At 54.3% G+C, this 25,240-nt stretch carries 21 protein-coding genes; 2 read left to right on the top strand and 19 right to left on the bottom strand.

The window, feature by feature from the left end; translation table 11 throughout:
- Window positions 1-20 precede the first annotated feature (20 nt).
- The 14 genes from LZP96_RS16140 to LZP96_RS16075 form a co-directional block, all read right to left on the bottom strand.
- Window positions 21-371: a DUF7079 family protein gene (locus LZP96_RS16140; RefSeq protein WP_064327368.1), complete on the bottom strand. Its 351-nt coding sequence runs from the start codon at window positions 369-371 to the stop codon at window positions 21-23.
- Window positions 372-458: 87 nt separating this feature from the next.
- The gene (locus LZP96_RS16135) at window positions 459-758 is read right to left on the bottom strand and encodes a hypothetical protein (protein ID WP_064327369.1); all 300 of its coding nucleotides are present in this window, start codon (window positions 756-758) and stop codon (window positions 459-461) included.
- Window positions 759-849: 91 nt separating this feature from the next.
- Complete coding sequence (locus LZP96_RS16130) at window positions 850-1,128, bottom strand: PAAR domain-containing protein (protein ID WP_071892447.1); 279 nt, start codon at window positions 1,126-1,128, stop codon at window positions 850-852.
- Between the two features lie 63 nt (window positions 1,129-1,191).
- On the bottom strand, window positions 1,192-2,283 hold the full coding sequence (locus LZP96_RS16125) for a Tli4 family immunity protein (RefSeq protein WP_064327371.1): 1,092 nt from the start codon (window positions 2,281-2,283) through the stop codon (window positions 1,192-1,194).
- Window positions 2,280-4,094, bottom strand: coding sequence for a lipase family alpha/beta hydrolase (locus LZP96_RS16120; protein WP_309597854.1), 1,815 nt, complete (start codon window positions 4,092-4,094; stop codon window positions 2,280-2,282). Before LZP96_RS16120 ends, LZP96_RS16125 begins: the two co-directional genes overlap by 4 nt.
- Window positions 4,054-6,555 carry a DUF2345 domain-containing protein gene (locus tag LZP96_RS16115; RefSeq protein WP_258926173.1) on the bottom strand — a complete coding sequence of 834 codons (2,502 nt, stop codon included), beginning with the start codon at window positions 6,553-6,555 and terminating at the stop codon, window positions 4,054-4,056. The genes LZP96_RS16120 and LZP96_RS16115 overlap by 41 nt, the downstream gene beginning before the upstream one ends.
- On the bottom strand, window positions 6,552-9,206 hold the full coding sequence (tssH, locus tag LZP96_RS16110; RefSeq protein ID WP_258926172.1) for a type VI secretion system ATPase TssH: 2,655 nt from the start codon (window positions 9,204-9,206) through the stop codon (window positions 6,552-6,554). The genes LZP96_RS16115 and tssH overlap by 4 nt, the downstream gene beginning before the upstream one ends.
- 169 nt (window positions 9,207-9,375) lie before the next feature.
- Complete coding sequence (gene hcp / locus LZP96_RS16105; RefSeq protein WP_024558534.1) at window positions 9,376-9,867, bottom strand: type VI secretion system effector Hcp; 492 nt, start codon at window positions 9,865-9,867, stop codon at window positions 9,376-9,378.
- Between the two features lie 4 nt (window positions 9,868-9,871).
- Window positions 9,872-11,578: an OmpA family protein gene (locus LZP96_RS16100; protein ID WP_064327374.1), complete on the bottom strand. Its 1,707-nt coding sequence runs from the start codon at window positions 11,576-11,578 to the stop codon at window positions 9,872-9,874.
- A complete protein-coding gene (tssL, locus tag LZP96_RS16095) occupies window positions 11,575-12,264 on the bottom strand; it encodes a type VI secretion system protein TssL, short form (protein ID WP_064327375.1) in 690 nt (229 codons plus the stop codon). The genes LZP96_RS16100 and tssL overlap by 4 nt, the downstream gene beginning before the upstream one ends.
- Window positions 12,261-13,601, bottom strand: coding sequence for a type VI secretion system baseplate subunit TssK (gene tssK / locus LZP96_RS16090; RefSeq protein ID WP_064327376.1), 1,341 nt, complete (start codon window positions 13,599-13,601; stop codon window positions 12,261-12,263). Before tssK ends, tssL begins: the two co-directional genes overlap by 4 nt.
- A gap of 17 nt (window positions 13,602-13,618) precedes the next feature.
- Complete coding sequence (tssC, locus tag LZP96_RS16085) at window positions 13,619-15,166, bottom strand: type VI secretion system contractile sheath large subunit (RefSeq protein WP_064327377.1); 1,548 nt, start codon at window positions 15,164-15,166, stop codon at window positions 13,619-13,621.
- A gap of 33 nt (window positions 15,167-15,199) precedes the next feature.
- The gene (tssB, locus tag LZP96_RS16080; RefSeq protein ID WP_064327378.1) at window positions 15,200-15,697 is read right to left on the bottom strand and encodes a type VI secretion system contractile sheath small subunit; all 498 of its coding nucleotides are present in this window, start codon (window positions 15,695-15,697) and stop codon (window positions 15,200-15,202) included.
- A gap of 529 nt (window positions 15,698-16,226) precedes the next feature.
- Complete coding sequence (locus LZP96_RS16075; protein ID WP_309597853.1) at window positions 16,227-16,919, bottom strand: alpha/beta hydrolase; 693 nt, start codon at window positions 16,917-16,919, stop codon at window positions 16,227-16,229.
- A gap of 344 nt (window positions 16,920-17,263) precedes the next feature.
- Between LZP96_RS16075 and LZP96_RS16070 the strand changes: the two genes are divergently transcribed.
- Both LZP96_RS16070 and LZP96_RS16065 read left to right on the top strand, forming a co-directional pair.
- Window positions 17,264-20,023 (top strand): autotransporter family protein, encoded by a 2,760-nt coding sequence (locus tag LZP96_RS16070; RefSeq protein ID WP_258926171.1) that lies wholly within the window; start codon window positions 17,264-17,266, stop codon window positions 20,021-20,023.
- A 105-nt stretch (window positions 20,024-20,128) separates the two neighbouring features.
- Window positions 20,129-20,749 (top strand): DUF2238 domain-containing protein, encoded by a 621-nt coding sequence (locus LZP96_RS16065; protein WP_064327381.1) that lies wholly within the window; start codon window positions 20,129-20,131, stop codon window positions 20,747-20,749.
- Here the strand turns inward: LZP96_RS16065 and cobT are convergent.
- Genes cobT through LZP96_RS16040 form a run of 5 tightly spaced genes read right to left on the bottom strand, consistent with a single transcriptional unit; the run spans window position 20,733 to window position 25,211 of the window.
- The gene (gene cobT / locus LZP96_RS16060; RefSeq protein ID WP_064327382.1) at window positions 20,733-21,782 is read right to left on the bottom strand and encodes a nicotinate-nucleotide--dimethylbenzimidazole phosphoribosyltransferase; all 1,050 of its coding nucleotides are present in this window, start codon (window positions 21,780-21,782) and stop codon (window positions 20,733-20,735) included. The two genes, LZP96_RS16065 and cobT, sit on opposite strands and share 17 nt — an antisense overlap.
- A gap of 8 nt (window positions 21,783-21,790) precedes the next feature.
- A complete protein-coding gene (gene cobC / locus LZP96_RS16055; protein ID WP_064327383.1) occupies window positions 21,791-22,396 on the bottom strand; it encodes an alpha-ribazole phosphatase in 606 nt (201 codons plus the stop codon).
- A gap of 3 nt (window positions 22,397-22,399) precedes the next feature.
- On the bottom strand, window positions 22,400-23,158 hold the full coding sequence (cobS, locus tag LZP96_RS16050) for an adenosylcobinamide-GDP ribazoletransferase (RefSeq protein WP_064327384.1): 759 nt from the start codon (window positions 23,156-23,158) through the stop codon (window positions 22,400-22,402).
- Window positions 23,149-23,700 (bottom strand): bifunctional adenosylcobinamide kinase/adenosylcobinamide-phosphate guanylyltransferase, encoded by a 552-nt coding sequence (cobU, locus tag LZP96_RS16045; protein WP_064327385.1) that lies wholly within the window; start codon window positions 23,698-23,700, stop codon window positions 23,149-23,151. Before cobU ends, cobS begins: the two co-directional genes overlap by 10 nt.
- Window positions 23,697-25,211, bottom strand: a complete 1,515-nt coding sequence (locus tag LZP96_RS16040; RefSeq protein ID WP_064327386.1) for a cobyric acid synthase — start codon at window positions 25,209-25,211, stop codon at window positions 23,697-23,699. The genes cobU and LZP96_RS16040 overlap by 4 nt, the downstream gene beginning before the upstream one ends.
- Between the last annotated feature and the right edge of the window lie 29 nt (window positions 25,212-25,240).

Raw genomic sequence — 25,240 nt, 5'->3', positions numbered from 1 at the left:
AACCATGCGTTGTTTAAGAGTTAACGCTGTAGTATTTCATTTTTCAGAGCCAGCCATTCTTTCCTGTAAGTTTTTTTAAGAATAGACACGAGCAACTTATGCTTACACTTTTCGGCAAAGCCCTTTTTATTTCTACAGTCGCAAATATCAATCCATAACGCTTTTTTATCAAACCCACTCCATACCGAAGGTGCTGGAGTCATGAGATCCGTGTAACAAAAAGGGGCAACCCATTCAAATAAAAGCTCTTCAACTATAGTAACAGGGGAATTTTTCGCTATTGAGGAAATGCATATAAAACCGACTTCGTTATCTACATATATTTCTGATAGTGCGCCATATAAATTGTAGTAAGCTAGTTTATATTTCACGTTGTAAACTCCTCAATTTCCTTCCACGGACTGCCTGCCGCTCAGAATGGAGCTCTGCCCTGCTCAATACTTGACCACAACTGAATATTAGATTCCTTTTTCTTTGCAATCGCTATCGTTTAATAATCTCAGGCTAATTTTGATATCCTTATTTTCAATTTCAGGAATTTGTAATGGATGACCATCTTTATCCAGACGACCATAATAATCTTTATTTTCAGCAGTTATTTTGTAACATTGCCCATCAGGGCTTGAACCCGAGAATGGATTAACTATCTGAATGTTTTCATTACGTTCAACGGTGACAGCTTTCGTTTGACAAGCAGTGATGAAAATCAGAGACATCAGGCCGGCAAGCAATAAGCTACATTGAGATTCATCCTTCATTAGTCATTCCTTTTTGTCTTCTACCTCTGAGGGATGCAGTGTTTAAATTTTTTCAGTGCTGATGTTTTTTTCTAATATCCCCACACCTTTCTTAGGCCTTAGAATAGCTATCCGGAATACCAGGGATAAATTTCGCGTGACATGGGCAGGAACTAAAGCTATCAAGTGACCCCGCCAGAAGCTGGCCTCCATCGAATGTATCTGCAGCTCCGCATAAGATTTTGTAAGTTCCCGGGTACTTACCGCAGTTAACCATATCTCCTTCTCTGGCAGCAGAAACGCCATACCATTGAAATGTAGGATCGCCGGTAAGGATCTTCCCACCACAGGTGGTGCTATCACCGACTCTTAAAAAATAACCGACACTCATTGCGCATCCTCTATTTTCAAATATTGTGGATGTATACAGAAAGCATGACTAATTTTACCAGCGCTACTTATAACGAAGGGAATTTACCAGCCGGTCCCAGATTTCAATCATCTGCGCTTCGCTGTAACGCGTTTTTTTATACTCACTGCCAAATCCAATATTAAGATTCGGTTTATCCGGTGTGGCATCACGTTCGTTCGCATAAAGCATAAAATCATAGAATGTGTTCTTTTCATCTTTTCCCGTCGTACCATTTCTAATCGTTTGGATACCGCCAAATAACCATGATTCTGCAGGAATACCATTCGGTGAGAGTGCTACCTTTTTTATGCTGTACTGATTTGACGTTTTAAGTGCTTTGTTAATTAGTGCACTACGGTTAAATAGAGTATCATCCGAGCCCTTAATTGTGTTATCCATATTGACACCAAAAACAAAATCATCACTCTCATACCTGAAAGTAAGAGTTTCTTTGTGCTTTCCGCCATCATCCCGGATAAACCCATTCGGTATACACACGCCTTTAGCAGATGGAATATCCTCATCTTTTCTGCCGCTAAGCCGTGATATCAGAGACTGCAGGGCCGCCAGCCTGGCTGGCTTCTCATTCATTTGAGCTTCGGTAAAACCAGCTTTAATGTATGTTTTTTTTCTTTCCCTATATTTAGGACTGGATAAATCAAGTATTTCCGTCGTAATAATAAAAGCCGTCGCATTTACAAATACATGCGCCTCTAAAACTCTCCCGAGGTCATCTTCTCCTGAAATATTCCTGTCAAAAACAACCCCCTTACCATCAGGCAACTCAATTTTTTCTTTTATAAACGGTGCATTTACAGACTCATTTTCAGGCTTATTTATAGCATCACGCAGTTCCTGCTCTCTTCGCTGTATCCGCTGTTTAAATGCAGGCGGATAGAGAGGTTTACTTTCAATTTTAAAATCATCGATAAAAACCATATCGTGAAGCTGATTGTTAAACGAACCGGGAACGTCAATCACATAGCGCCCGATGCACTGTGGTTTGGTTTGCGCAAACAAAGTATTTATCACTGGACTGCCCTTCTGCACTGGCGTGGATGCCGTAGCCTGGGCAATAAAAAGCATACTGCCCGCCATAATCGATAACGCTGTAAGCTGCCAGATTGTCTTCATGGGATTGGGATCTCCTGGACCATTTTTACAATAGCCCTGAGGGTAAACTGCAGGGCTGGCCTGTCTTTTATATCCTTCAGGCTGCTGACGTCGTAGGCCCCCTGATGGTCAACGCCGGTTGCCAGAACACTTTTGATTTCGCTGTTGCGGCATATGGCGCTCAGTGACTCCACTGGCACCGTGCCATCACCCGGCGTTTTTGAAGAGGTGACAACGTACATCTGGGAACGATTAAATGGCAGGGGGATCTCCCGATAGTTGTTGGGTAGCCTCCTGTCATTTTCATGTGTATTTTTCGGATAGGTGATGGAGGTTTTCCGCCACGCTAAAGTACCGTCGGAGTCGATTTTATGGCCGTAAAAAGCGTAAGTATTAGGGTGATAGCCTCTACTATCCATGAGAGAAATAAACTTGCGGACAGGCTTATCAACTAAACGTACATAGTTAGTCCAGTTACTCTGATTAATTGCCTCATCCTTATCGATAATGTCGGATTCATACAGGCGGTACCAGAGAGTTTTATTCAGATATATTTCACCGAAAGGATCGCGGGTCTGCGGCAGTTTTACATCACTACCGTCTTCGCCAGCCCCTTCCACGGTCAGCCAGGGAGTCCCGGCAAGGTATTTCGCCGAGGGCAAGAGCTGAAGCGGCGCGGGAGCCCTGGCCAGGACCGGCATCAGCTCTTCTGCCGTATTGCCCAGCACGGCCCCGGCCATGCCTTCCTGTTTAGCGCCAACCTTCATGCGGCGGTACGCCGCCGGTGAGCCAAGGTCGGGGATCACCCCATGCACTATCCCCAGAATTTTATCTTTTGCTCCGCTGACCTGGGACGCGTAGCGCGCCACCAGCCCGCCCATGGAATGGGTGATGATAATGACTTTTTCCTGTCCGGGAGGAAAAGGCATGCCGTGGCCACAGTGATTTTTATAGAGCCTTATCGTCCTGTCGATAAAGGCGACCAGCCCTTCCGCCGAGGTTTTATTATCCTGCAGCCAGTTATAGCCATAAACGTGTACCGGGAATAAAAAGTTCTGAAAATGGTTCAGTTCTTCCTGGGTCAGGACAGATTCACCGGTAATTTCGGCATCTTTTCCCCCAGACAGAGATTTGCCGACCAGCTGGCTTAGTACCCCATTTTTCTCTGGCGCTGATTTGCCGTAGTTAACAAGATCCTGCTGCCAGTCATCCAACAGCGCACCTTGTAAAACACTTAAAAATTTACCGTAGCTGAAGGATAAAACCTCCCCCCAGCCCCGTTCCCGCCGGGTTGTAAATAATTTCCCATCATCGGAAATCGGAGAATAGAGGGTCTGGTTGATATCCCCACGATTATCCACCTTCGTGGTGTCAGGATTAAGTAATTTTCTTCTGCGCTCACCGTCCATTCCAGCCCATTTAAAAAATACGCCCGCTGAACTATCGCCACGCCAAATAACTTCGGTTTTTGAGGCTATGTTTGCCATCAAATTAGACCCCATCACCCCAGGCAGGAAGATAACGGGGATCGCTTTGACAGGCGGCTGAAGCAAAACGGCTTTAGCATTCTCTGATTTTTTTTGATTCTGTATGCCGGGCCAGTAGATCTTTCCACTGTCATCCCATTCTGGTTTTATACAGGTCATAGAGGGGCTGCTCTTATTACCTGTAGTATTTTCTTCCGCCATGATTTCCGTCCTTTTTCCTTTCAGGAAAATACTTTTCAGAAAGACATTCGGGGCAATCAACCTTGTGTTTTCCCGAAGATATGTTCCTAAATAACAGAGCGCCTTATGTTTTATCCAGCAAAGAGGCGTTGAGAGAATCGACATTTACATTATTCTGCACCGCAGTGGTCCCTGAAGCGGAGGTCGCTAAACTTTGCTGCGTGCCATCCCCGCCTGTTAAACCCAGCTTCAGACCGGCCACCGGCGAGTCATCCGATAACCTTCTGACTTCAGGCGTTATGGCAAAATCAGTGTTTTCCCAGCTCTGCGCCGCCACGCTCAGGCTCTGACCGCCAAACTTCTGCCACACCGCTGCCCGCTGGATAATTTTGTCCGGCGCCGCACACTCCACGACACCATCAGCAATACGGATATAGCCGCCTCCGCTGGTGAGGATGATTTCCTGTTTCGCGCTGATGACCAGCCTGCCTTCGCTGCTGCTGATGCGGATATCTTTCAGCGCATCCAGCGTCATCTCATCCCCCTGCGCCTGTATCTCCACTTTCCCCTGGCTGGCAAACATTTTGATACCCAATTTTTGGGCAAACAAACTCACCCTCTCCCCGGCCGCCACGGTGAATCTTTTCAGTGCACTGAAATCAGTATGTTTGCCGCTGGTGCTGATAACATTCTCACCCGCTGACAGCTGCACACTTTTTGGCGTGCTCTGGGCAATGCCCTCCGGGGCGGAGAGTAACAGCGCGGACTGTTTTAAATCGGTAAGCGTCTGCTGCAGCAGCATCTTCTGAGCCTGGATATCAGCCAGTTCGGCTTTGGCTGTTTCAACTGCCCCGCTCAGGGCCTCGGCCTGGTTCAGGGCCAGTTGCAGCTGGCTCATCGCCGCCTGCATCTCCAGCACCTGGCCCTGCGCCTTCGCCTGCCCGTCCGCACTGATAAACAGCCCATTCTGCGCCCGTATCGCGCCCCAGCTGTCGGTTCTGAGTTCAAAACCTTCACCGCGCTTTTGCTTCTCAGCATCCACTAAATGTCCGAGGTTCAGCTGACTCTTGCCGCCGTACTCCGTCGAGACTTTGATATGCTCTTTTCCGCGCTCGTCATCCAGACGGATTTTGTTGTTCGCCGGGGTGCGCAGGACGTTGCGTTTGTAGTTACGGATGGTGACGTGGTCGCCGTGGGCCGAGTCGTGCAGCACGCCGGAGATGTACGGTCTGTCCGGGTTACCATCTTCAAAGCCGATGGCCACTTCGGTGCCCGCCAGCAGTGGCAGGTGCAGACCGTAAGTATCGCCAGCATAGGGGCGAGACTGACGGACCCACAGGCTCTCGAAGCCGGTCTCCCAGTTATCACGGTCAAACAGCATGTTGACCCGATAGCGGCCATCTTTATCGATGTGGCCGTAAGTGTCGTTCTCGGTGGTGCTCGTGACGCGTGCCGGCAATGTGCCAGCCATCACCGGACGTGAGCCAGGCTCAGGACGGAAACTAAAATCCCTGCTGTCCGGGATGCCGTCGAACGTGACGCCAAAATCTTCATCACGGCGCGCATGGCTGTGCATCGCCGTGATGACCACACCCTTGCTGAATACCTCAGCCACTTCGTATCCGCCGTTGACTTTCAGCACCTGCCCCGGAGAGAGCGTCGGACAGCTGGTGATGGCATGGGTCTGCGTCTGGCCATTCAGATAACGCTCGTGACGAATGCGGGCATAAAATGCCCCGGACTCCGGGGCCGGATTGCGGTCATACGCACTTCCCGGTGTCAGATAATTATCGCCGTAGTGGTAGGCCTCACCACAGGTGGTGGCATCCCCGAGGGTCGCGTCCACCCGGGTGTTCATGTCTTCCGTCGCCTGACGGTAGTTGTAGTCGCGGGTGCTGACCAGTTTCTGCACCACGTTGTGATGACATTCCATGCCCCAGACCGAATCCACGCCTTCCGAATGTTGCCCTGATGGGGGTACTGACGGCAGCGTCAGGTCTTTCTCGTAACGCTGCTGGCTGTCGTAAAACTCCACGACGTCGATGTTCAGGCGCGTGTCGGTGGTGAAGCGGAACCAGATACCGACTTCGCCCAGCAGGCGGGTGATAAAATGCAGGTCGTCCTCACCGTACTGCATCACCTGCTCACGGCGCGGGTACTCTTTTGCAAGCGAGAACAGAAAATCCTGTCCTTTAAAGCTGTGCCGCTCGCGCAGGATTTTTTCCACGATTTGCGGGACCGACATGTCCTGATAAATGGCGTTCTGGTGCGAACGGTCAAGCAGCGCCAGGCGTGGCTGGAGCGTCAGGGCATAGTGGGTTTCATCTTTTGAGGTGTTGAGACGTTCAAAGCCGCTCACCACCCCCTGAAGGGTTCGCACGACCTGCTGCATTTTGATGCCGTAACCCTGATCAACCGGGGCCTGCAGCGTCAGGGAGGCGGCTTTCATCAGCATCATCTCTTTGCTGAAGGCATGGTCAGGGCTCGTGAATTCAATACGGTAACTGAACGGCGTACTCAGGGCTTCATCGCCTTCGAACGCCAGTACATCCAGCTCTGCTACACATCCCTTCACCGACAACTGATGATGGCTGTGGCTGAACCTTATCGGGAGATGACTACTCATGCGTGCACTCCTTGTTTACGGTCAAACTCCAGCCCGATACCCTCTTCCTCACTCCAGCTAAGGCATAGCGACTGTGGTTTCTGTTTCGCGGACATGTGGGTCAGTAACTGCTGGCTCAGCACCGGCAGGATTTGTTGATTGAGCAGACTGTCGACGTTGCGTGCGCCAGTGTCCGGCAGCAGGCAGGCGGCAGTGAGTGCGTCATACAGGCTCTCATCAATCTGCGTGGTCAGGCCGTAGTGACGATGTAAGCGCTTGCTGACCTGTGAAAGCTTCATTTCCACGATGGTACGCATGGCCGCTTCCGCCAGAGGGCGGTAAATTACGGTCTGGAAACGGGCCAGCAGTGCTGGCTGGAAGTGGTCGCGTAAAATCGGACGCAGCAGTTCGTGCAGATCCGCTTCGGTCGCTTCCGGCTGTTCGTCCAGCAGCTGCATCAGGTGGTCGCTACCAAGATTCGAGGTCATCAGAATAACGGTATTACGGAAGTCGATTTCTCGGCCTTCACCGTCGCGCATAAAGCCGCGATCGAACACCTGGTAGAACAGGTTCATGACGTCGCGGTGCGCCTTTTCCACTTCATCGAGCAGTACCACGCTGTACGGGCGCTTGCGCACGGCTTCGGTGAGGATGCCGCCCTGACCGTAGCCCACGTAGCCCGGTGGGGAGCCTTTCAGCTGGGAAACAGTGTGCGGCTCCTGGTACTCGGACAGGTTGATGGTAATCAGCGATTTTTCACCGCCATACAGCACATCCGCGAGCGCCAGTGCGGTTTCGGTCTTGCCGACGCCGCTCGGGCCAACCAGCAGGAATACGCCCTGCGGACCATTCTCGGACGTCAGGCCCGTTTTGGCGGCACGCAGACGCTGTGCAATAGCATTAAGAGAAACATCCTGGCCGACCACGCGTTTACCCATTTCGTTTTCCAGGGTCAGCAGCTCGGTCTGCTCGTCCTTCATCAGGGAAGACAGCGGTACACCGGTCCAGTCGGCGATAACATTCGCGACCGTACGGGGGTCCACATCCACCTGAACCAGCACGTCGCCCTGTTGCGCCTGTTCAAGCTGCTGCTGCAGATCGGAAATTTCAGCCTGCTGGCTGATATCCTGTCGGCTGGCCATCAACTGCTGTGCAAGCGACTTTTCATGGCTGAAGCGCGCCTCTTGCTCCTCGATACGCGCTTCCAGTTCAGTCCGCTGCTGCTCAATGGCCCCCAGGCGGTCGCCATGACGGTTGCTGCCTGCGGCGATATCTTCCAGCAGTGCCTGCTCTTCCAGTGCCAGTGCGGTCAGCTGTGCTTTCAGGCGCACAATTTGTTCTGGCACCGTATCGAAGCTCATACGCACGCGGGCGGCGGCCGTATCCAGCAGGTCAACCGCCTTGTCCGGCAACTGGCGACCAGTCAGGTAACGGCGCGACAGCGTGACCGCGGCGCGGACTGCGTCATCGGTGATATGTACGTTGTGGTGTTCGGCATAGCAGGATTTGAGGCCACGCAGCATCAGACACGCGGTGTCATCATCCGGCTCGTCCACTTTCACCATCTGGAAGCGGCGCTCCAGGGCGGCATCGCGCTCGAAGTATTGTTTATATTCAGACCAGGTGGTGGCGGCAATGGTGCGCAGTTCGCCACGGGCCAGCGCCGGTTTCAGCAGGTTGGCCGCATCCGCGCCGCCCGCCTGATTGCCGGCTCCGATAATGGTATGGGCTTCGTCGATAAAAAGCAGAATCGGCACCGGTGACTGCTGCACCGCATCGATAACGTTCTTCAGCCGCTGTTCGAATTCGCCCTTCACACCCGCACCGGCCTGCAGCAAGCCCAGGTCGAGGGTGCGAAGGATGACCGGTTTGAGAGATTCCGGGACGTTGCCTTCGGCAATACGCAGCGCCAGACCTTCGACCAGTGCCGTTTTTCCCACGCCCGGATCACCGACCAGAATAGGATTGTTCTTGCGACGACGGGAGAGAATATCCACCATCTGGCGAATTTCAGTGTCGCGACCAAAGACCGGATCAATCTTACCCTCTTTCGCTTTGGCGGTGACATCAAGGGTGAATTTATCCAGTGCGTTATGTAGCGCCGGGCTCAGCTCTCCCTCTTTTAACTCCGCGCCGACAGGGCGCCCGATGAACTCCACGCCTCCACCATGCCTCTGCGCCAGTTCGGCTTCATGCTGTACTTCCGGGCGTTCATCTGATTGGGCATCCAGTAACGGACGCAGGCGTTCCAGCTGGCTCAGCCCCAGTGTCAGCAGCGGCCACAGACCATCACAGCGAACCAGATTTTGTTTCCCGACGAGGGCCATCAGCAGATGATGACTTCGGATCTGTTCTTCTCCCGCAAGCGAGGCAATCAGCCAGGCTTCCTGCATCAGCATCTGGATATTTCCCGATAGCTGTGGACGCTGGCGTACTGAACGCGGTTGTTTATCGAGCCAGCCGAGCAAATCCTGCCAGATGCTGTCCATATCCCACTCATAGCGGCGCGCCAGCACTGTCAGGTCTCCCTCTCCCTGCTCCAGCAGCTTCAGCAGCACGTGCTCTGGCAGGATTTCGGTGTGTGCGCGGGTCTGACACAGGGAGGCTGCCCCTTCCATTGCGCGGGCGCAGTAGGGATTCAGACGACGTAACAGGATGGCTGGATTTTCCATTTATCTCTCTCTTGATAGCTTCCGGGCACGCTACCGCCCCTCGCTGTTTCCCTTTCAGGGGACCAAAGCGCATGTGGTCAGGCAGGCAGTTTGTGAGGTTCTTTGCTCAACGTCCGTGACAACAGACGCTCAGCAAAAAAGCGGACAGAGAAACTCTGTCCGCTGTGACTTACGCGGTGGCGCGTTCGTTCCAGGAATCGGAATGAATGATGTTGCCGTCTTTGTAGGTCCAGGTGATTTTTTCGTAACGCAGCTCAATGCGCTCAAGGTGGTTGTGCTTCTCTTTAGAAGGATCCTTGATGTCATACATTTCAGGATTCACTTTCACCACTTTCACGTTTTCCAGTTTGGTGTTGAAGTACTCCACTTCCTGGCCCGCGTCGTTGATTTTGTACCACTTGAATTCCGCTGATTTGAGGGTCTGACCGGTGGTCACGGCCTTGTACAGATACGGGCTGGACGAGTCGATTTCCTTGGTGAACAGGAACGGGGTGTGGATACGGGTACCGGTCAGCTTGCCGGTGTTGTTGTCAGTCGGGATGTACAGGTTATGCTCCTGAGCGACAACTTCGATGCTGCCTTCACGATCCTGAACGTCAACAGACCCTTTAATGTCCGCGCCGCCGTCGTCTTTCAGCCAAAGATAAACAGGAATTGCCATGGAATTACTCTCCATTGTGTTGTGATGCGCCATCATCCTGCGATGACGCCTGGGTGTGGCCCGGTATCTGACAGGCGTTCGCCTGCGGTACCAGACTGATTTCGACACGGCGGTTGAGCGCACGGCCCTCCGGGGTGTCATTGGTTGCGATCGGACGGCTTGCACCATAGCCCTGCACCGCAAAACAGCTTTCCGGCACGTCACCGGTGTCACGCATCCAGTCGCGCACTGCTTCGGCACGTTTCTGAGAGAGTGTCTGGTTCAGTTGCGGATTGCCGGTGTTATCGGTGTGCCCGGACACGACAATCAGCCAGCCCGGCTTCGCTTTGATACCGACCAGTGAGTTGACCAGCATTTTGGTGGAGCCAGCCTTCAGCACGGATTGGCCAGAATCAAACAGCGACATACTGTCGAGGCGGACAATTTTCGGTACCGGTTTCGGCTGCGGTTCAGGCGGCGGGGGTGGGGGTACATAAGAGCGGATAGCATCCAGCACAGGCATTCGTAGCCGTTCCCCCTGATACAGGCCCAGGCTTATACGCGCCGGTACACCATTACGCGCCCAGCCATCCAGCTCTGCCGCATCGTCACGCAGGACGGCAACCGCGTCGGCTTTTGGCCCGAAATCTTGCATCGGGATACGGTCATAGCGAGCAATATCGAAACTCACACGCTGCAGCAACTGGTGGTTGTTCCAACCACTACTGAGTAGTGCTGCAATCGCTGCCAGCGTGAAAATCCCGAGCGCACAACGGAAGGCTCGTCCACGCGGCGTCATGCCTCGCCCTTCGGGCAGCAGCGGCAGGATAAAATCCGGGAAGGGGGAGATAACCGTACTGTCCGTTCCCACCGGCTGCCAGCCCGCAACCTGCTGCATCGCAGTGTGACGGGAAAGCCACGCAGTCCAGGCAGATGTGGCCAGACTTCCGGCAAGGATCGGTCCCATTCGACACAGCACCTCACCAGGTGCGATAACAGGAATGTCGGGATTCTCATCCATAAAGACAGCCTCGACGTGCTGATGGAACCAGCTCATCAGGCTGTTCATCAACACCTGTTGCTGCAACGCAGGCGACCCACCGGTGGTGATCCATGCAGAAAATGAACTCGGCGCTGAAAACTCACGCCAGATCCTCACCCCTTCCCCCGGGATAGCCGCCTGCCAGAGCAGATCATTCATCATCGCGCTGCCAACCTGACCATTCAGAATCAGCGGCACAGAATGACCCGTTTCTTTACGCAGCTGGCTGATTTGCCAGCGCAGGGCCAGCAGACGACTGGTAAGGCGCTCGCTGTCCGCATGTTTCTGCGGACAGACGCTGACCATCACAGACAGCTGGCGGCCCCAGTCAGGGCGCAGCCACAGTATCTGGCGGACTGCCTGCTCCAAATTCTGATGATCCTCCACACGGATCCAGCATCCCTGTGTAACCGTAAGCACCGGTGACTGCTGCATACATGCCAGCGGCAGATCGCCACAAACCAGCACCACGGGCTGACGGTAAGTGGCTTCCGGGAGGTCGTCCAGACGCAGAGTGACGTCATGCTCCGCACGACGACGGGTGAAAGTCCAGAACGCCAGGATAAGACCCAGCACCGTCAGCAGAATGAGCACAGAAACCAGGCGGGTGACCGGCAGGAACCCCACGCAGACCACTGCACTGAGCAGGGCAGCCCACAGCGCAAGCCCGCGCTGTTGTGCAGCACTCATTTCACGGCTCCCGGCAGCAGGCTCAATAGCGTCTGATCCAGCCAGTGATTCAGTCCCCACCAGAGTGCAGCGACCACCACCAGGCTCAGGCCGATACGCGCGGGCCACGACGCCAGCCAGCCCCCCATTCCTCGTCCGGTATGACTTTCCGCCAGGACCGGATGGGTTTGTGGATAGCTGAACGGTGTGACATGTTCACTGAGCGCGTTAACGAGCTTCTGGCGCTCCGGGTCGTTCAGCGAGCGGAAACTGCCGAGGAACCCCAGCATCATGACCCGCTGGAAGCAGGTCACTACAGCATGGTCAGGCGCTGGTTCACGCAGCACATCGCGCATCCGATCGCACAGCGTATCACCGGCATCCATAGTGCCGAGGAAGTGTCCCTGCAGGGGAATGTCATACCACTGCACGCAGGCATCATCCTCCACACCGCGACCTTTGACGGCTTCATCAAGCAGCGCACACTGTGCAGTGAGAATATGTTTACAGCTGGCTTCATCGAGTTCGTTCGCTTTCAGCTCACGCTGCACACGCTCAACATCAGCAATGCAGCGCTCCCACAACGTGCGCCCTTCTCCATCCTGAAACGTCGGACCGTGACGCAGGCTTATCACCTGCAGCCAGGTGTCTTGCAGCAGGGCATCAATATCAATGAACGCGGCCGCTCCGCGTTTACCCTCACTCATGTTCTCAGCACCGCAAACAGTTCAAGTTCAGGCTCGCCGAGCATACCGGGAACGTAAAACATACAGGTACCGCCCTGAAGCATTTCGGTAGCCAGAGGATGAGAGACGTCAAGGCTGAAATACTGGTTTTCCAGACGCAGTGGAATGGCTGCTGGCACATGGCGCAGTGGCGTCAGAGGCACGCCCACCCTTGATGAATTAACGATACTCCTGACATGATCGGGACTGCCGACCTTGCACTGGCGCGGTAACTGCTCCTGCAGTTGCGCCACTGGCATTGGTGAACGCACGGAGAGGTAGTAATCCGCCCCTTCGCGCAGGCGTGGGTCATGCAGGCGGGCCTGCCAGAAGTGAAGACGGGCATCGTGCTCAAGCTCAATCGCCACCACTCGCGACGGCAAGCTGGCTTCAAGCAGGTCGCCCAGTAAGTCAAAAAGCGGCGGAAAGACGTTATTCAGCTGCTCATGCTGCCAGACAGGAATAGCACTCACCTGGTGTTCCAGCGAGAAGGTCAGCAGGCTGCCCGCAAGGCGTGCCAGTTCCGGGTACAGACGCTCTGGTTGACTTTGCGGGTGACGCTGAAACTGTCCGAGCACGGGTTCTGCGCTGTTCAGGGCATTGAGTAGCCAGAACAGAGACACATCAGCCACGGCAAAATCGGCCATGCGCTCGTTACTTTCACGACGCATGTCCATCAGGCGACTCAGACGGGCACGCAGTTGCGTCATCAGCTGTTCCAACTGGGTCACCAGCCAGCGACTGCCCTGGATGGTAAGGAGCGGGGGGAGAAACGTTTCATCGAGTTCCCAGCTCCCCTGTGAATCCTGCTGCAGACGGGCGACCGGACTGGTCAGATAATCACTGTTGTTCTGATGGGCGAAACGCAGAGTCAGCTCTGGCTGCATTACTGCAATCTGGCGAGTATCGTCCCCAAAGGTGTTGCGGACATCACGCCAGCGCTGGCGATAACGCACAGGACGCTCGGCCACCTCATCGGGTTTAAGGCAGTTACCGCCATTCGCCCGCAGCAGCGGAAGCGCCAGAACCACCACCACTTCCTGTGATTCGTCCTCAAGCGCCAGCACCGGTGGCAGGGAGTCGGCATTATCCGTGTCGATAAGCGTGCCGTCGGGGAAACGGATATGCAGATGGCGGGCCTGCAGACAACCCAGTTTCAGCGCATCCTGTTCGAAAGTGGCCTCAATTATTCCCCAGGGATGGGAGAGACCCAGCCGGGCAATGCATTCCGCAGACCAGGCCGCGTACGCGGCCTGTTGCTGGAAGTGCTGGGGAGAGACCATCACGCCCCTGCCCCATAACGGTTGTTCCGTTTTCATTGGCTTCCTGCCTTAGCTTATGACTTGGCTTTCGGCATCTGGGAAACCAGAGACAGGTTGACGTCCATCCCTTCAACCTGGAAGTGCGGGATGGCGTACAGCTTCACGCGGAAGAAGCCCGGGTTGTCTTCGATATCTTCCACCACCACTTTCGCGTCACGCAGCGGGTGAGACGCCTGCAGCTCATCACCCGGATCGGTCATTTCGGTGACCAGTCCACGAACCCAGGTATTCAGCTCCAGTTCCAGCAGACGACGGTCTTTAGTGGTACCGATGTTTTCACGCTGAATTAGCTTCAGGTAGTGGGCAATACGCGACAGCAGGAAGATGTACGGCAGACGGGCATTGATACGGCTGTTGGCCGTCGCATCGGCGGTGTCATACAGGGCTGGCTTCTGGGTGGAGTTGGCCGAGAAGAAGCAGGAGTAATCGCGATTCTTGTAGTAGGAGAGCGGAATAAAACCAAGATTCGCGAACTCAAATTCGCGGGTTTCAGGGATCATCACCTCTGACGGGATCTTCACCTGATTGCCGGTACCCAAATCGTACAGATGGATAGGCAGGTCCTGAACCGCACCACCGGCCTGTGGGCCACGAATTTGTACGCACCAGCCATTGTTGATGAAGCTGCGCACCATGTTGGATGCAAAGGCAAACGAGGCATTGGTCCACAGATATTTATTATGATCCGGGCCTTTCACTTCTTCGACGTAATTGAAGCTGCGCACCGGCACAGTGTCCGGGCCATACGGCAGGCGGCCCAGTACGCGCGGCATCACCAGGCCGATATAACGTGAGTCGTCAGTGTCGCGGAAAGATTTCCACTTGATGTATTCAGCGCGGTCAAAGTAGTTGCCGATATCCTTGATGGCCGCCACTTCCTCCATTGACTCTTTGAGGAAGAATTTCGGGCCGGCAGAGCCGATAAACGGCATATGTGCTGCAGCAGACACTTTAGAAATATTGCGCAGTAGGGCAACATCCTGCGCAGACGCATCAAACTCGTAGGCGGAAATCAGCGCGGCAATCGGCTCACCGCCCGGGGTGTCATACTCATCAATATAGGTATGTTTATACAGACCGCTCTGGATGATTTCCGGGCTGTCTTCGAAGTCCTGACGCAGATCTTCTTTTGACATGTCCAGCAGTTCGACCTTCACGTTCTGGCGGAAATCAGTTTTGTCGACCAGGGACTTAACACCACGCCACAGACTTTCTACCGCCTGGAATTCTTCGCTGTGCATGACCGCATCCAGTTGACGGCTAATCTGGTAGTCCAGCTCCGCGATATGGTGGTCAATCAGGTTTTTATCTAGTTTTTCTACTTTTGAGCCCGATTTTTTGAGGCATTCGAGAAATACCTGCATCCCGGCCGTTAAACGTTCATCTGCGGTCGCATCCGACATTGCTTGCGCATCCTGCCAGATATCCAGCGCACTCAGCTCGGACACCGGGTTCAGGTTGATTTTTTCAAACAGGGATGCATAAACCCCACCTGCCGCGGGACGTTCCAGCAACACGCTCTCGCCACCAGCGGCATTCTCATTTTTTACAGACATCAGCATTTTCCTTATAAATCCGTTAAATCATCGTGACCGTTATGGCTGTTTCGGTGCCAGGGCTGACAGTTCGGCTCTAAGTTCTGCGCTTAATGCCGGGTCCAGGAGAATTTTTTCTAGCTCCTTTCGGAAAGCCTGGTTATCCAGTAAATTTGCCTTTAAATCGCGAAGCAGGTTGCGCATGGAAAGCATCGCCTTCAGCTGAGGGATTTGTCGGGAGACCTGCTCCGGAGAAAAATCTTTCATGCTCCGGAATGTCAGACTAATGTTGTCTTCGCTGCCATCACCCGAGAGGGTATTTTCAACGGTAAGATTCACTTTTGGGGAATATTCGGAAAGCACTGAGTCAAAGTTATTTTTGTTCAAATTAACTTTTTCGCGCTCCGATAATGGCGCGGACTCTTGACCATTACTGAAATCTCCCGCTACAAGTAATTTCAGTGGAAGCTCCGTTTTCTTGCTCGCTCCACCCGTATGCAAATCTAGTTTTAAATTAATACGCGCCTTCGGCACTTCATTCTGGAAACTGTCAGCCATTTCATCATCCCTCGGTTTATCGCTGTGTATGCTTTTCACACGCCAGTGCTGTAACGCGATAATAGAATAATGATCGACTCAAGATCAAATTTACCGATCTTTAAACCACAATAAGAAATTTCTTAAGAATTTTCTTCTGATTGTTAATAGCGTATAACAGTGCACTAACAGCAAAAAGATCTAGCAGCAGCAGAACTAACCAGTATTTATGTCGTAAACGATAAAATAGGCGGAGAGTTGCGAGCAGATGAGCGATTCATTGATTTAAATCAATATTCAACCCCTAAAAATACCCATTGCACTTCTGGAAGGTTTTTTATGGCAACAGGAGAAAATAAATGGAAAAGGCATTTAGAAAATCATGACATTGCATCATGTGAAACGCGGTCACGGGCGTAAAAAAGGGGGCTTTTGTTTATACTATTTCGGATTTTTATTTATAATCTGGGCTTTAGTAGGATCCATGCTGGCGCAGGCTTGGCCTCACAAAATCCATAAGAGTAAAATTTTTCGTCCCTCTCACATTCATCTAACAGCCAGATGTTAAACGGTCTCCGGACTCCCCGGACAACCCCGCCCATTTCGCCCCCCAGTCTGAACCATGCCCCATGCCGGGTACGACCACGACCCGTGTACAGTGTCCCCCCACCGCCTGTTGGAAGCGGCGGGCAACCAGAGTCGGCACGACGTTGTCCTGATCGCCACTGTAGTGAATCTGCGGAAGTGTCCGCAGGGTGGACGCCGTATCAATGGCGTTAAGGGCGCGCGGCATTGGCGTGACCTGATGCAGAGCATTCACCCAGGCGACATCGAGATTACCCGCAACCGTGCGTAACGATTGCACATCGCTGCGACGCATGGCCAACAGTGCAGCCATATTGCCTCCGCCTGAATAGCCGGTTAAATCCAGTTTGACCCCAGGATAACGCCTGACAATCTGGTCCAGGGCTTCATTCATTGCCCTGAGCGCTTCCGGGGAAAACCGATCGGTCGTCCACTCGTTTACGGTGCAATGGGTCGGTAAAGGCAGGATGAACTGACAGGGGCGCGCCAGATAAAGCACGCTGGAGCTGACATCCGCAGCGGCAAGGGAAAGCCCTGTTGGGTTTCGCGGCGTTGGATTATCCGACGGCTGCGTGCGGCTTTTCCAGGCGAACCCGTCGCCTTCTATGTATACGTGGATTGTCCTTACGGGAGGGGTAAAGCGGCTCCATGTCGCCACCGGGTACCGTTCCGTTTGTAAATTTTCTCTGATCAGACCAGAATGCGCTGCCAGAGTGTTTGCCGTGCTTAATGGACTGGTCGATTCACAGCCGGCGAATAAAAAAGATAAATGAATCAATGTGACGACAAAGAATATATTTTTATTTAACCGCAACCCTTCACCCGCCTTAAGTCAAATTAAACGTCATACAAAATATAGCGAACACTTCCGCCCATAAATAATTAAACAAGCCTTATTGTTTTCTGCAACAAAATGTATATTCTTCGCCGCAACAATATCGGAATAATCCGAAGAATAATGCATTCGCATTTTATAACAATCGCAACTTGTGACGGCTTACCATGGAAAAAAAACGTCTTAGCCAGCTGATCTCGCTGCTGGTCGCCTCAATGGCAACGCAAGCAATGTTCTCCCCTCACGCGTATGCTGCATCCGGTGTCATCATCGATAACGCGTACACCAGCGTGCAAGTATTGTCCTCAAATCCATTAGTACATGTTACCGATTCAGGGTCTATCAACGGGACTAACCAAACTGCCCTCTTTCTGGGGACCAGTGTGAATGTAGAGACGCTGACGAACGATGGCACGATTTCGGGTCTTTATGGCATTTATAACTCGGGCGCCATTGATAATTTAACCAATGCAGGCCTCATAACCTCGGCTGGAAATACCTTAGCGGATAATGGGGCTATTTATAATGCGGGCACCATTGGCACGCTTCGCAATACGGGTACGATCAGAACTGAACTCGTGAATAATTATGGTAACTCGGCCATTTATAACCGGGGCAGCATAGACACGATTATCAACGATAATGACATTACGCACAGTATTTTTGGTATTAATAATCAGGGTATTATCAATACCATTGAAAATAACGGCCAAATTAATGCGGATACCTTTGGTATTCTGAGTAACGATGCAAACGGAACGGCGTTAGGCACCATCACCAACAACGGCCTTATCACGGCTGGTAGCTACGGTATTTTTATTACCAGCATCAACAATCAAAACCAGGCCACGCATATCGTTAACAACGGGGAGATCAGCAGTAACGGTTATGCCCTGTTTTTAAACGCCAATTTTATTAATAACCTCAGCGCCAACGCACAGGTTACCCTGACCAATAATGGTCTGGTAAAGGGAAATATCTATTCCAACAGCCTGGCACCGCTGAGCATTAACGGCGGGACGCAGACAACCGGGACACTGACGGGCAACAACGGTATCGGCTCCATCACCAGCTACCGCTCCGACGTGGTCTTTGGCACAGGTTCGTTACTGTTAAACGATAACGTGACTGCGAACAATGGTACTGTGCGCAACGACGCGGCCTCGTTGCAAATTAATGACGCCATGACTGTTACGGGCAACTACCACCAGAAGGCAGCGGCGACGCTGATCTCCGGTATTTCCGATCTCGCCACGCACGAAGGCAGTATCACTGCTGATACTGGCTATGGTCGTCTGAAGGTGACCGGCGATGCGCTGGTGGAAGCGGGCTCGCAGGTGAATTTACTTCGCACCGGCACTACCTATAAGTTTGCCGAAGGTCAGCGCTATGTCGTGATCTCCGCCGCTGGCGCGAACACCGATTATCACGCGGATAAACTGAACTACGAAGCGATCGGCTACCGTGGTGCGGTGACAGGGTCCGTCTACGAAGAGGGCGTGAATAAAGCCCTTGTCTTAACGGTCGGCGCTGAGCCGGAGATTACGCCGCCGGTTGTTACGCCACCAGTAGTCACTCCACCGGTTGTTACACCGCCTGTGGTGACCCCGCCGGTTGTTACACCGCCTGTGGTGACCCCGCCGGTTGTCACACCGCCTGTGGTGACCCCGCCGGTTGTGACGCCGCCTGTGGTAACTCCGCCAGTTGTTACGCCGCCTGTGGTGACCCCGCCGGTCGTGACGCCGCCTGTGGTGACTGATCCTGCGCCGACAACGCCGAACAAACCCGGGCAGGCGACAATCCCTGGCGCTACCGCGGCACTGGGTGGTCTGGCAAATTACACAGGTATCGCCTCCCCGCAACTACTGAATCTGTATAACGCCTCGTTGGCCCTCGAAGGTAAACAAGCGTCGAACCGTGCGGGAGAAAGCCTGTCGCCTGCACAGAACCTGAATGCCAGCGCAGCCGCCACCGTGGCAACCTCAACCGCACAGGCGGTTGTGGGATCGCACATGGATGCCGTACGTAATCCTGCCAGCTCGGGTACCAGTGGCATCGCCACCGGGGATGATTACAGCAGCAACTGGATTGTCTGGGGCCAGCCGTTTGGCGGATACGCCCGTCAGGACAGCCATGATGATGTCAGTGGATACAGCGCGAAATTTGGCGGCCTGCTTTTAGGTGCCGACCGCGCGCTGGGCGATGACTGGCGTCTGGGTGCGGCAGTGAACTACAGCAATACGTCCGTGCACGGCAAAGATAACCTGAGCGGCAATACTTCTACCGCAGATAACTACGGGGTGATTGGTTATGCGGGCTTCACGGGCGATCCATGGTATCTCAACCTCTCAGCAGGTCTGAACCGCCAGAATTACAGCTCCGTGCGTCGCGCCGATTTCACCGGTTTCTCTGGCGCGGCAAAAGGTAAATTCAACGGCCAGTCCGTGACCCTGCAAACAGAATTCGGTTATCCGTTTACGCTGCCTGCCAATGTGGTCCTGACGCCGCTGGCCAGCCTGACCTATGGCTATCAGCACGTTGATGGCTATAAAGAGACGGGCGGAAACGGTATGGCGCTGGACGTCAGCAGCACGCATGCCCAGTCGGTCATTAGCGACATCGGCGCCCGCATCGAAAAAACCGTTGCCACAGGATTCGGCAACCTCACCCCGTTCGTACAGGTCTCCTGGATCCACCAGTACGACCAGCATCAGGTGAGCAGCCGTGCGTCTTACGCGGCAGATGCCGTTGGTGAAACCAGCTTTAGCACCAAAGGCGCGTCGCCGGTAAAAGATATGGCTGGCGTGGCTGTCGGCACTACGCTGTACGAAGGCAATGACCTGAGCTTTGATGCGCGCTATGACCTGCAGGCAGGCGAGCGTTATCAGGCTCACACCTTTAGCCTGCGTCTGCGTAAGACGTTCTGATAAAACACAGGGGGGCTAGCAGCCCCCCTTTTTTTGCCTCTTCCTGACGTTGAGTTTTTTCATCCACCAGCCGATAGTAGTCATTTTGCTGATAAGCCGAATGATATGAAACTCTCTGCATCACCTCTGGCATTAAACCTCGGTGCGTTTTTGCTGCTGATCGGTCTGGTGTATACCGGCCTGATGACATCGGATCGCACGACCTGGCTCATGGAAGTGACGCCGGTCATCCTCATCGTGCCGCTTCTGCTGGCAACGCATAAGCGCTACCCCTTAACACCGCTGCTTTATACGCTGATTTTCTTTCACGCCATTATTCTGATGGTGGGAGGCATGTATACCTACGCCAAAGTTCCCGTGGGATTCGACGTGCAGGCGATGTTGAATCTCAGTCGTAATCCGTATGACAAACTCGGGCATTTTTTCCAGGGACTGGTTCCCGCGCTTGCCGCACGCGAGATTCTGGTGCGCGGCGGTTACGTCAGCGGGCGCAAAATGACAGGATTTTTGGTCTGCTGTATCGCGCTTGCCATCAGCGCCACTTACGAGCTTATTGAGTGGTGGGCAGCCCTGGCCATGGGCCAGGGTGCGGATGATTTTCTGGGAACGCAGGGCGATCCGTGGGATACCCAGTCCGATATGTTTTGTGCCCTGCTCGGCGCACTGTTTACCGTGTTCATCCTTGGCCGGGTCCATCAGCGTCAGTTGATCAGGCTTTTAAACTGATGCCCGTCTCAGCCAGCACGCCCATCTGGCTGTACATGGCGCCCGCCGCGCTGACAATCGACATCGCAATGGCGGCGCCGCTCCCTTCACCCAGGCGTAGATCCAGATAAAGATAAGGTGTCAGGCCGAGGTGTTCCAGCGCTCGCTGGGCACCTTTTTCCGCAGAAAAGTGTGACGGGATACAGTAGCTTTTCGCTTCAGGCGCAATCTGACAGGCCACCATCGCCGCAGCGCAGGAGAGAAAACCGTCCAGCACGACCGGGAGCCCGCACGACGCCGCGCCTAAAATCAAGCCGGTCATGCCCGCCAGATCAAAGCCCCCCACCTTCGCCATCACCGCTATACCGTCCGCGGCATCCGGCTGGTTCACGTGAATCGCCTGCCTGACGACCGACGCTTTATGCGGCACCCTGTCCTTAGGGAGATTGGCCCCAATGCCCACGACCTCATGCGGATCGCAGCCGCTTAAAACGCTGATAATAGCCGAGGCCGGCGTGGTATTGGCCATGCCCAGTTCACCGGTGCCAAAAACGGAAATCCCCTCTGCCGCACGCTGTTTCACCAGCCGGGCAGCGGATAACATTAACTGCTCAGCATCCTGACGGGACATGGCAGGCCCACGGGCGATGTTGCTGCTGCCACGAGCGACTTTCAGGCTAAGCATGCCCTCAACAGGCTCGCCATCGATACCTGCATCCACCGCTAAGACCGACGTCTGGGTGCTTTTCGCCAGCACGCAGACGCCTGAAATGCCCTTCACCATATTGTGAGCCTGAAGCCAGGTGACCACCTTTGGGCTGGCGGCGACGCCTTCGTCATACACGCCATGATCGGCACACATGACAATGATCTCTTTTTTCAGGTTGTCCAGCTGGTGCAAGCCGGGCATACCCGCCAGCTGAATCGCCAGGGTCTCAAGGCGTCCCAGGCTGTTTAGCGGTTTAACCAGCCCGTCAATATAGCGTGCCGCCTGCGCCTGTTTTTCGGCATCAAGCGGACGAATCGCGGCAATCACTTCCTGCAAGGTATCCATTATTCTTCTCACTTGTCCGTCAGAAAACGGCTTCGATCGTTAAAACTTCTCAGCACCATAAATCCGCCGCGGTTTTCTACCAGCGTCCAGGCATCGTGCTTAAACGGGAAGTGCCACATGGATTCAAGGGGCATATTCAGCCAGGACGCCAGCAGCATACTCAGCACGCCCTGATGGGCAACCACCAGCCTGTCACCCTCACCCGGGTTAGCCTTCCACGCTTCGGCCACCTCCTTTACGCGTCTGGCAAAGGCGGGAAATGGCTCCCCTCCACCAGGGGTGGCATTTTGCCAGTCATCCAGCCAGTTCTGCCACGCGACAGGCTCATTCTGCGCAATCGCGCTGTAGTGACACATCTCCCAGGTGCCAAAATCGAGCTCGTTCAGTCGGCTTTCGACCTGAAAATCACCTTTAGGCACGATGAGCTTCGCCGTTTGCTGCGCCCGCTGGAGCTGGCTGGTGAACAGGGTTTTGAATGTCACATCGGCCAGACACCGGCCAACGTGGGTACTCTGGGCGATCCCTTTTTCCGTTAAGGGTAAATCGGTGCGACCATAAAACACACCGCTCTCATTGGCAGACGTTTGTCCGTGACGAACCAGAAATAGACGCATGATTTACACCCACAACAAGGCCAACAGAAAAATGATCTCTCCGCACTCTTCCAGCGCCCCCAGCGTATCGCCGGTTTGACCGCCAAGGCGGCGGCGCAAATAACCCACCAGCCCCCAGATTGCCAGGTAGCAGACAAGAATAGCGCCAAGCCCCTGAAGCCCGGCCAAAACCCAGACCGCCACGATGCCAGCAACCAGCGTTATCGCGGCTTCACGCAAGGTGATTTGCCCGATATACAAGTTCCCCAGCCCGTCGACATCCCGGGCATAGCGCTGGCCGTACATGCCTAAGGCCAGCGCCGAACGTCCGGCGATGGGGGCGCAGACAAGCAGCGCCAGCAGGTGCGCTGCGGGTAAATGCGCAATCCCCGCTACGGCCACCGTTTTGATAAGAATGGCGAAAATGAGCGCCAGTCCGCCAAACGTCCCCAGGCGGCTGTCCTTCATGATCTCCAGCATGCGTTCGCGCGTGCGGGCCGAAAAAAGTCCGTCGCAGGTATCAGCCAGCCCGTCCAGATGAAATCCGCCCGTCAGGATGACCAGCGCCAGCACGTAGGCGATAGCGCCAATATAAAGGCCGCCGCCGGTCTGGCTGACCAGTAAAGAGAGGCCGCCCGCCAGTACGCCCACGATCGCCCCGACGATCGGAAATGAGGTTATCCCGCGGCCAAGATGGCGAAAATCGACGCCATCTGTCCATTTTCCCGGTACCGGGATCCGCGTCATCAGGCGCATCGTGGCCCATAACATATTTAAGCGCATTTAATTTTGACTCCAATCCCTGACACCACCAGCCAGACTTCCTCTGCGGCTTTCGCCAGCGTCTGATTTACCCGCCCTGAAATATCGATGAAATGCCGCGCCAGACGATTTTCGGGCGTGATGCTCATTCCCAGTTCATTGGTCACGATAAAGACGGGGCCAGGCAGCTGCTGACAGGCGGCAATCAGGGCATCAATTTGCTGTTGCAGAACGCCTTCCAGCGCGTCGAAATCCAGCGTCTCGGGATCTTCGCCGCCGGAAGCATCAAAGAGTAAATTCGCCAGCAGCGTGGTGATGCACTCAATGACCACGCCTTCTCCCGGCGCAACCTGCTGGCGCAACACCTTATCGAGATCCGCGTAACCTTCCCAGGTTCGCCAGTGTGCGGGCCGCTGGGCACGATGTCGATCGATACGCAGCGCCATTTCCGCATCCGTCACCGTCGACGTGGCAATGTATAAAACCTGTTCACACTGCTGCATCGCCAGCTGCTCGACGTGCGCGCTCTTTCCGCTGCGCGCGCCTCCAGTGACTAAAATCATCCCTTCCTCTCCTGATGTTCACGCATGATCCGGTACACTTTTTCGATATCAATATAGCTGCGCATCGCCGTGGCCAGTACATCAAATTGCTGTGCTTTATACGCCGCGTAATCAAGCTTCTCTTCACGTGCAGGCAGCCCTTTACGCGCACGCAAGCTGTTCACCATTGCGTGAGTAAACGCATTATTATCGAACAAGCCGTGCAGATACGTTCCAAATACCGATCCATCGGCCGAAAAGGTCCCTTCCGCGATTCGCTCACCGTTTTTTTGCAGGTACAGCGCCGAACGTGTGACATCCACCCGGGTTTCCCCCATGTGGATCTCATAGCCATTCAGGAAGATCCCGGAAAGAGGAGCCAGCCAGCCGGGCAAGTTTGTCGCCATTTCTGCACGCACCCGCGTGGTGGTTTTGACCGGCGCAAATCGTGTCGTGGTCGGCAGAAGACCCAGTCCTGGCATGCTTCCCAGGCCAGATTCCACCTCATCATGCAGGCTTTCACCCAGCATCTGATAGCCGCCGCAAATCCCCATCACCGGGATACCGTCGCGATGGCGCGCCAGCACCCGCCGGGCGAGCGCCGTTTCCCGTAGCCATGTCAGATCGGCCAGCGTGTTTTTGCTCCCCGGCAGGATAATCAGATCGGCGTCGTCCAGCGCGTCGGGCCGGGAGACATAACGCACGCGAACATCAGGCTGCGCGGAAAGGGCATTAAAATCGGTGAAATTAGCGATATGCGGCAGATGTACCACGGCGATGTCGATATCGCGCTTGCGGGTGTGCTTTACGCGTTGCAGCGCGACGCCATCTTCTTCCTCAAGATCGATATCCAGCCAGGGCATCACGCCGAGAACGGGCACGCCGGTTAAGGCTTCGATCTGTTGCAGGCCGTCGTGAAGCAGCGCCACGTCACCGCGAAACTTGTTAATGATGACGCCCTTAACCCGCCAGCGCTCGTGTTCCTGAAGCAGCGCCAGCGTGCCGTAGATCGCGGCAAACACGCCGCCGCGGTCAATATCCGCCACCAGAATCACCGGGCAGTGTGCGATCTCAGCCATGCCCATGTTGACGATATCCCGATCCCGCAGATTAATCTCTGCCGGACTGCCCGCGCCCTCCAGCACCAGGACATCGTATTCCTGCGCCAGGCTTTGATAGACCGAAGTAATCTGCTCCCGTAAGCGGGGCTTGTACGCGTGGTAGCTGGCGGCGTCCATATTGCAGGCCACCTGCCCCATCAGAACCACCTGAGCCTGGCGATCGCTGGTGGGTTTCAGCAAGACGGGATTCATCCGCACGTCGGGTTCAATGCCTGCGGCTTCGGCCTGAAAAATCTGCGCCCGCCCCATCTCTTTGCCATCCGGGGTAATGCCTGAATTCAGCGCCATGTTTTGTGATTTAAAGGGCGCGGTTCGCCAGCCATCCTGATGAAATATCCGGCACAGGCCCGCCACTAAAACGCTTTTGCCCACATCGGACGCTGTCCCCTGCAGCATGATTGCCTGCGTCATTCCGTCTCCTGCTATACGTTTAGCGAAGT

It is taken from the genome of Huaxiibacter chinensis, assembly GCF_022171985.1.
GTDB lineage: Bacteria > Pseudomonadota > Gammaproteobacteria > Enterobacterales > Enterobacteriaceae > Enterobacter > Enterobacter chinensis_A.
This window is presented reverse-complemented; position numbering and strand designations above follow the sequence as displayed.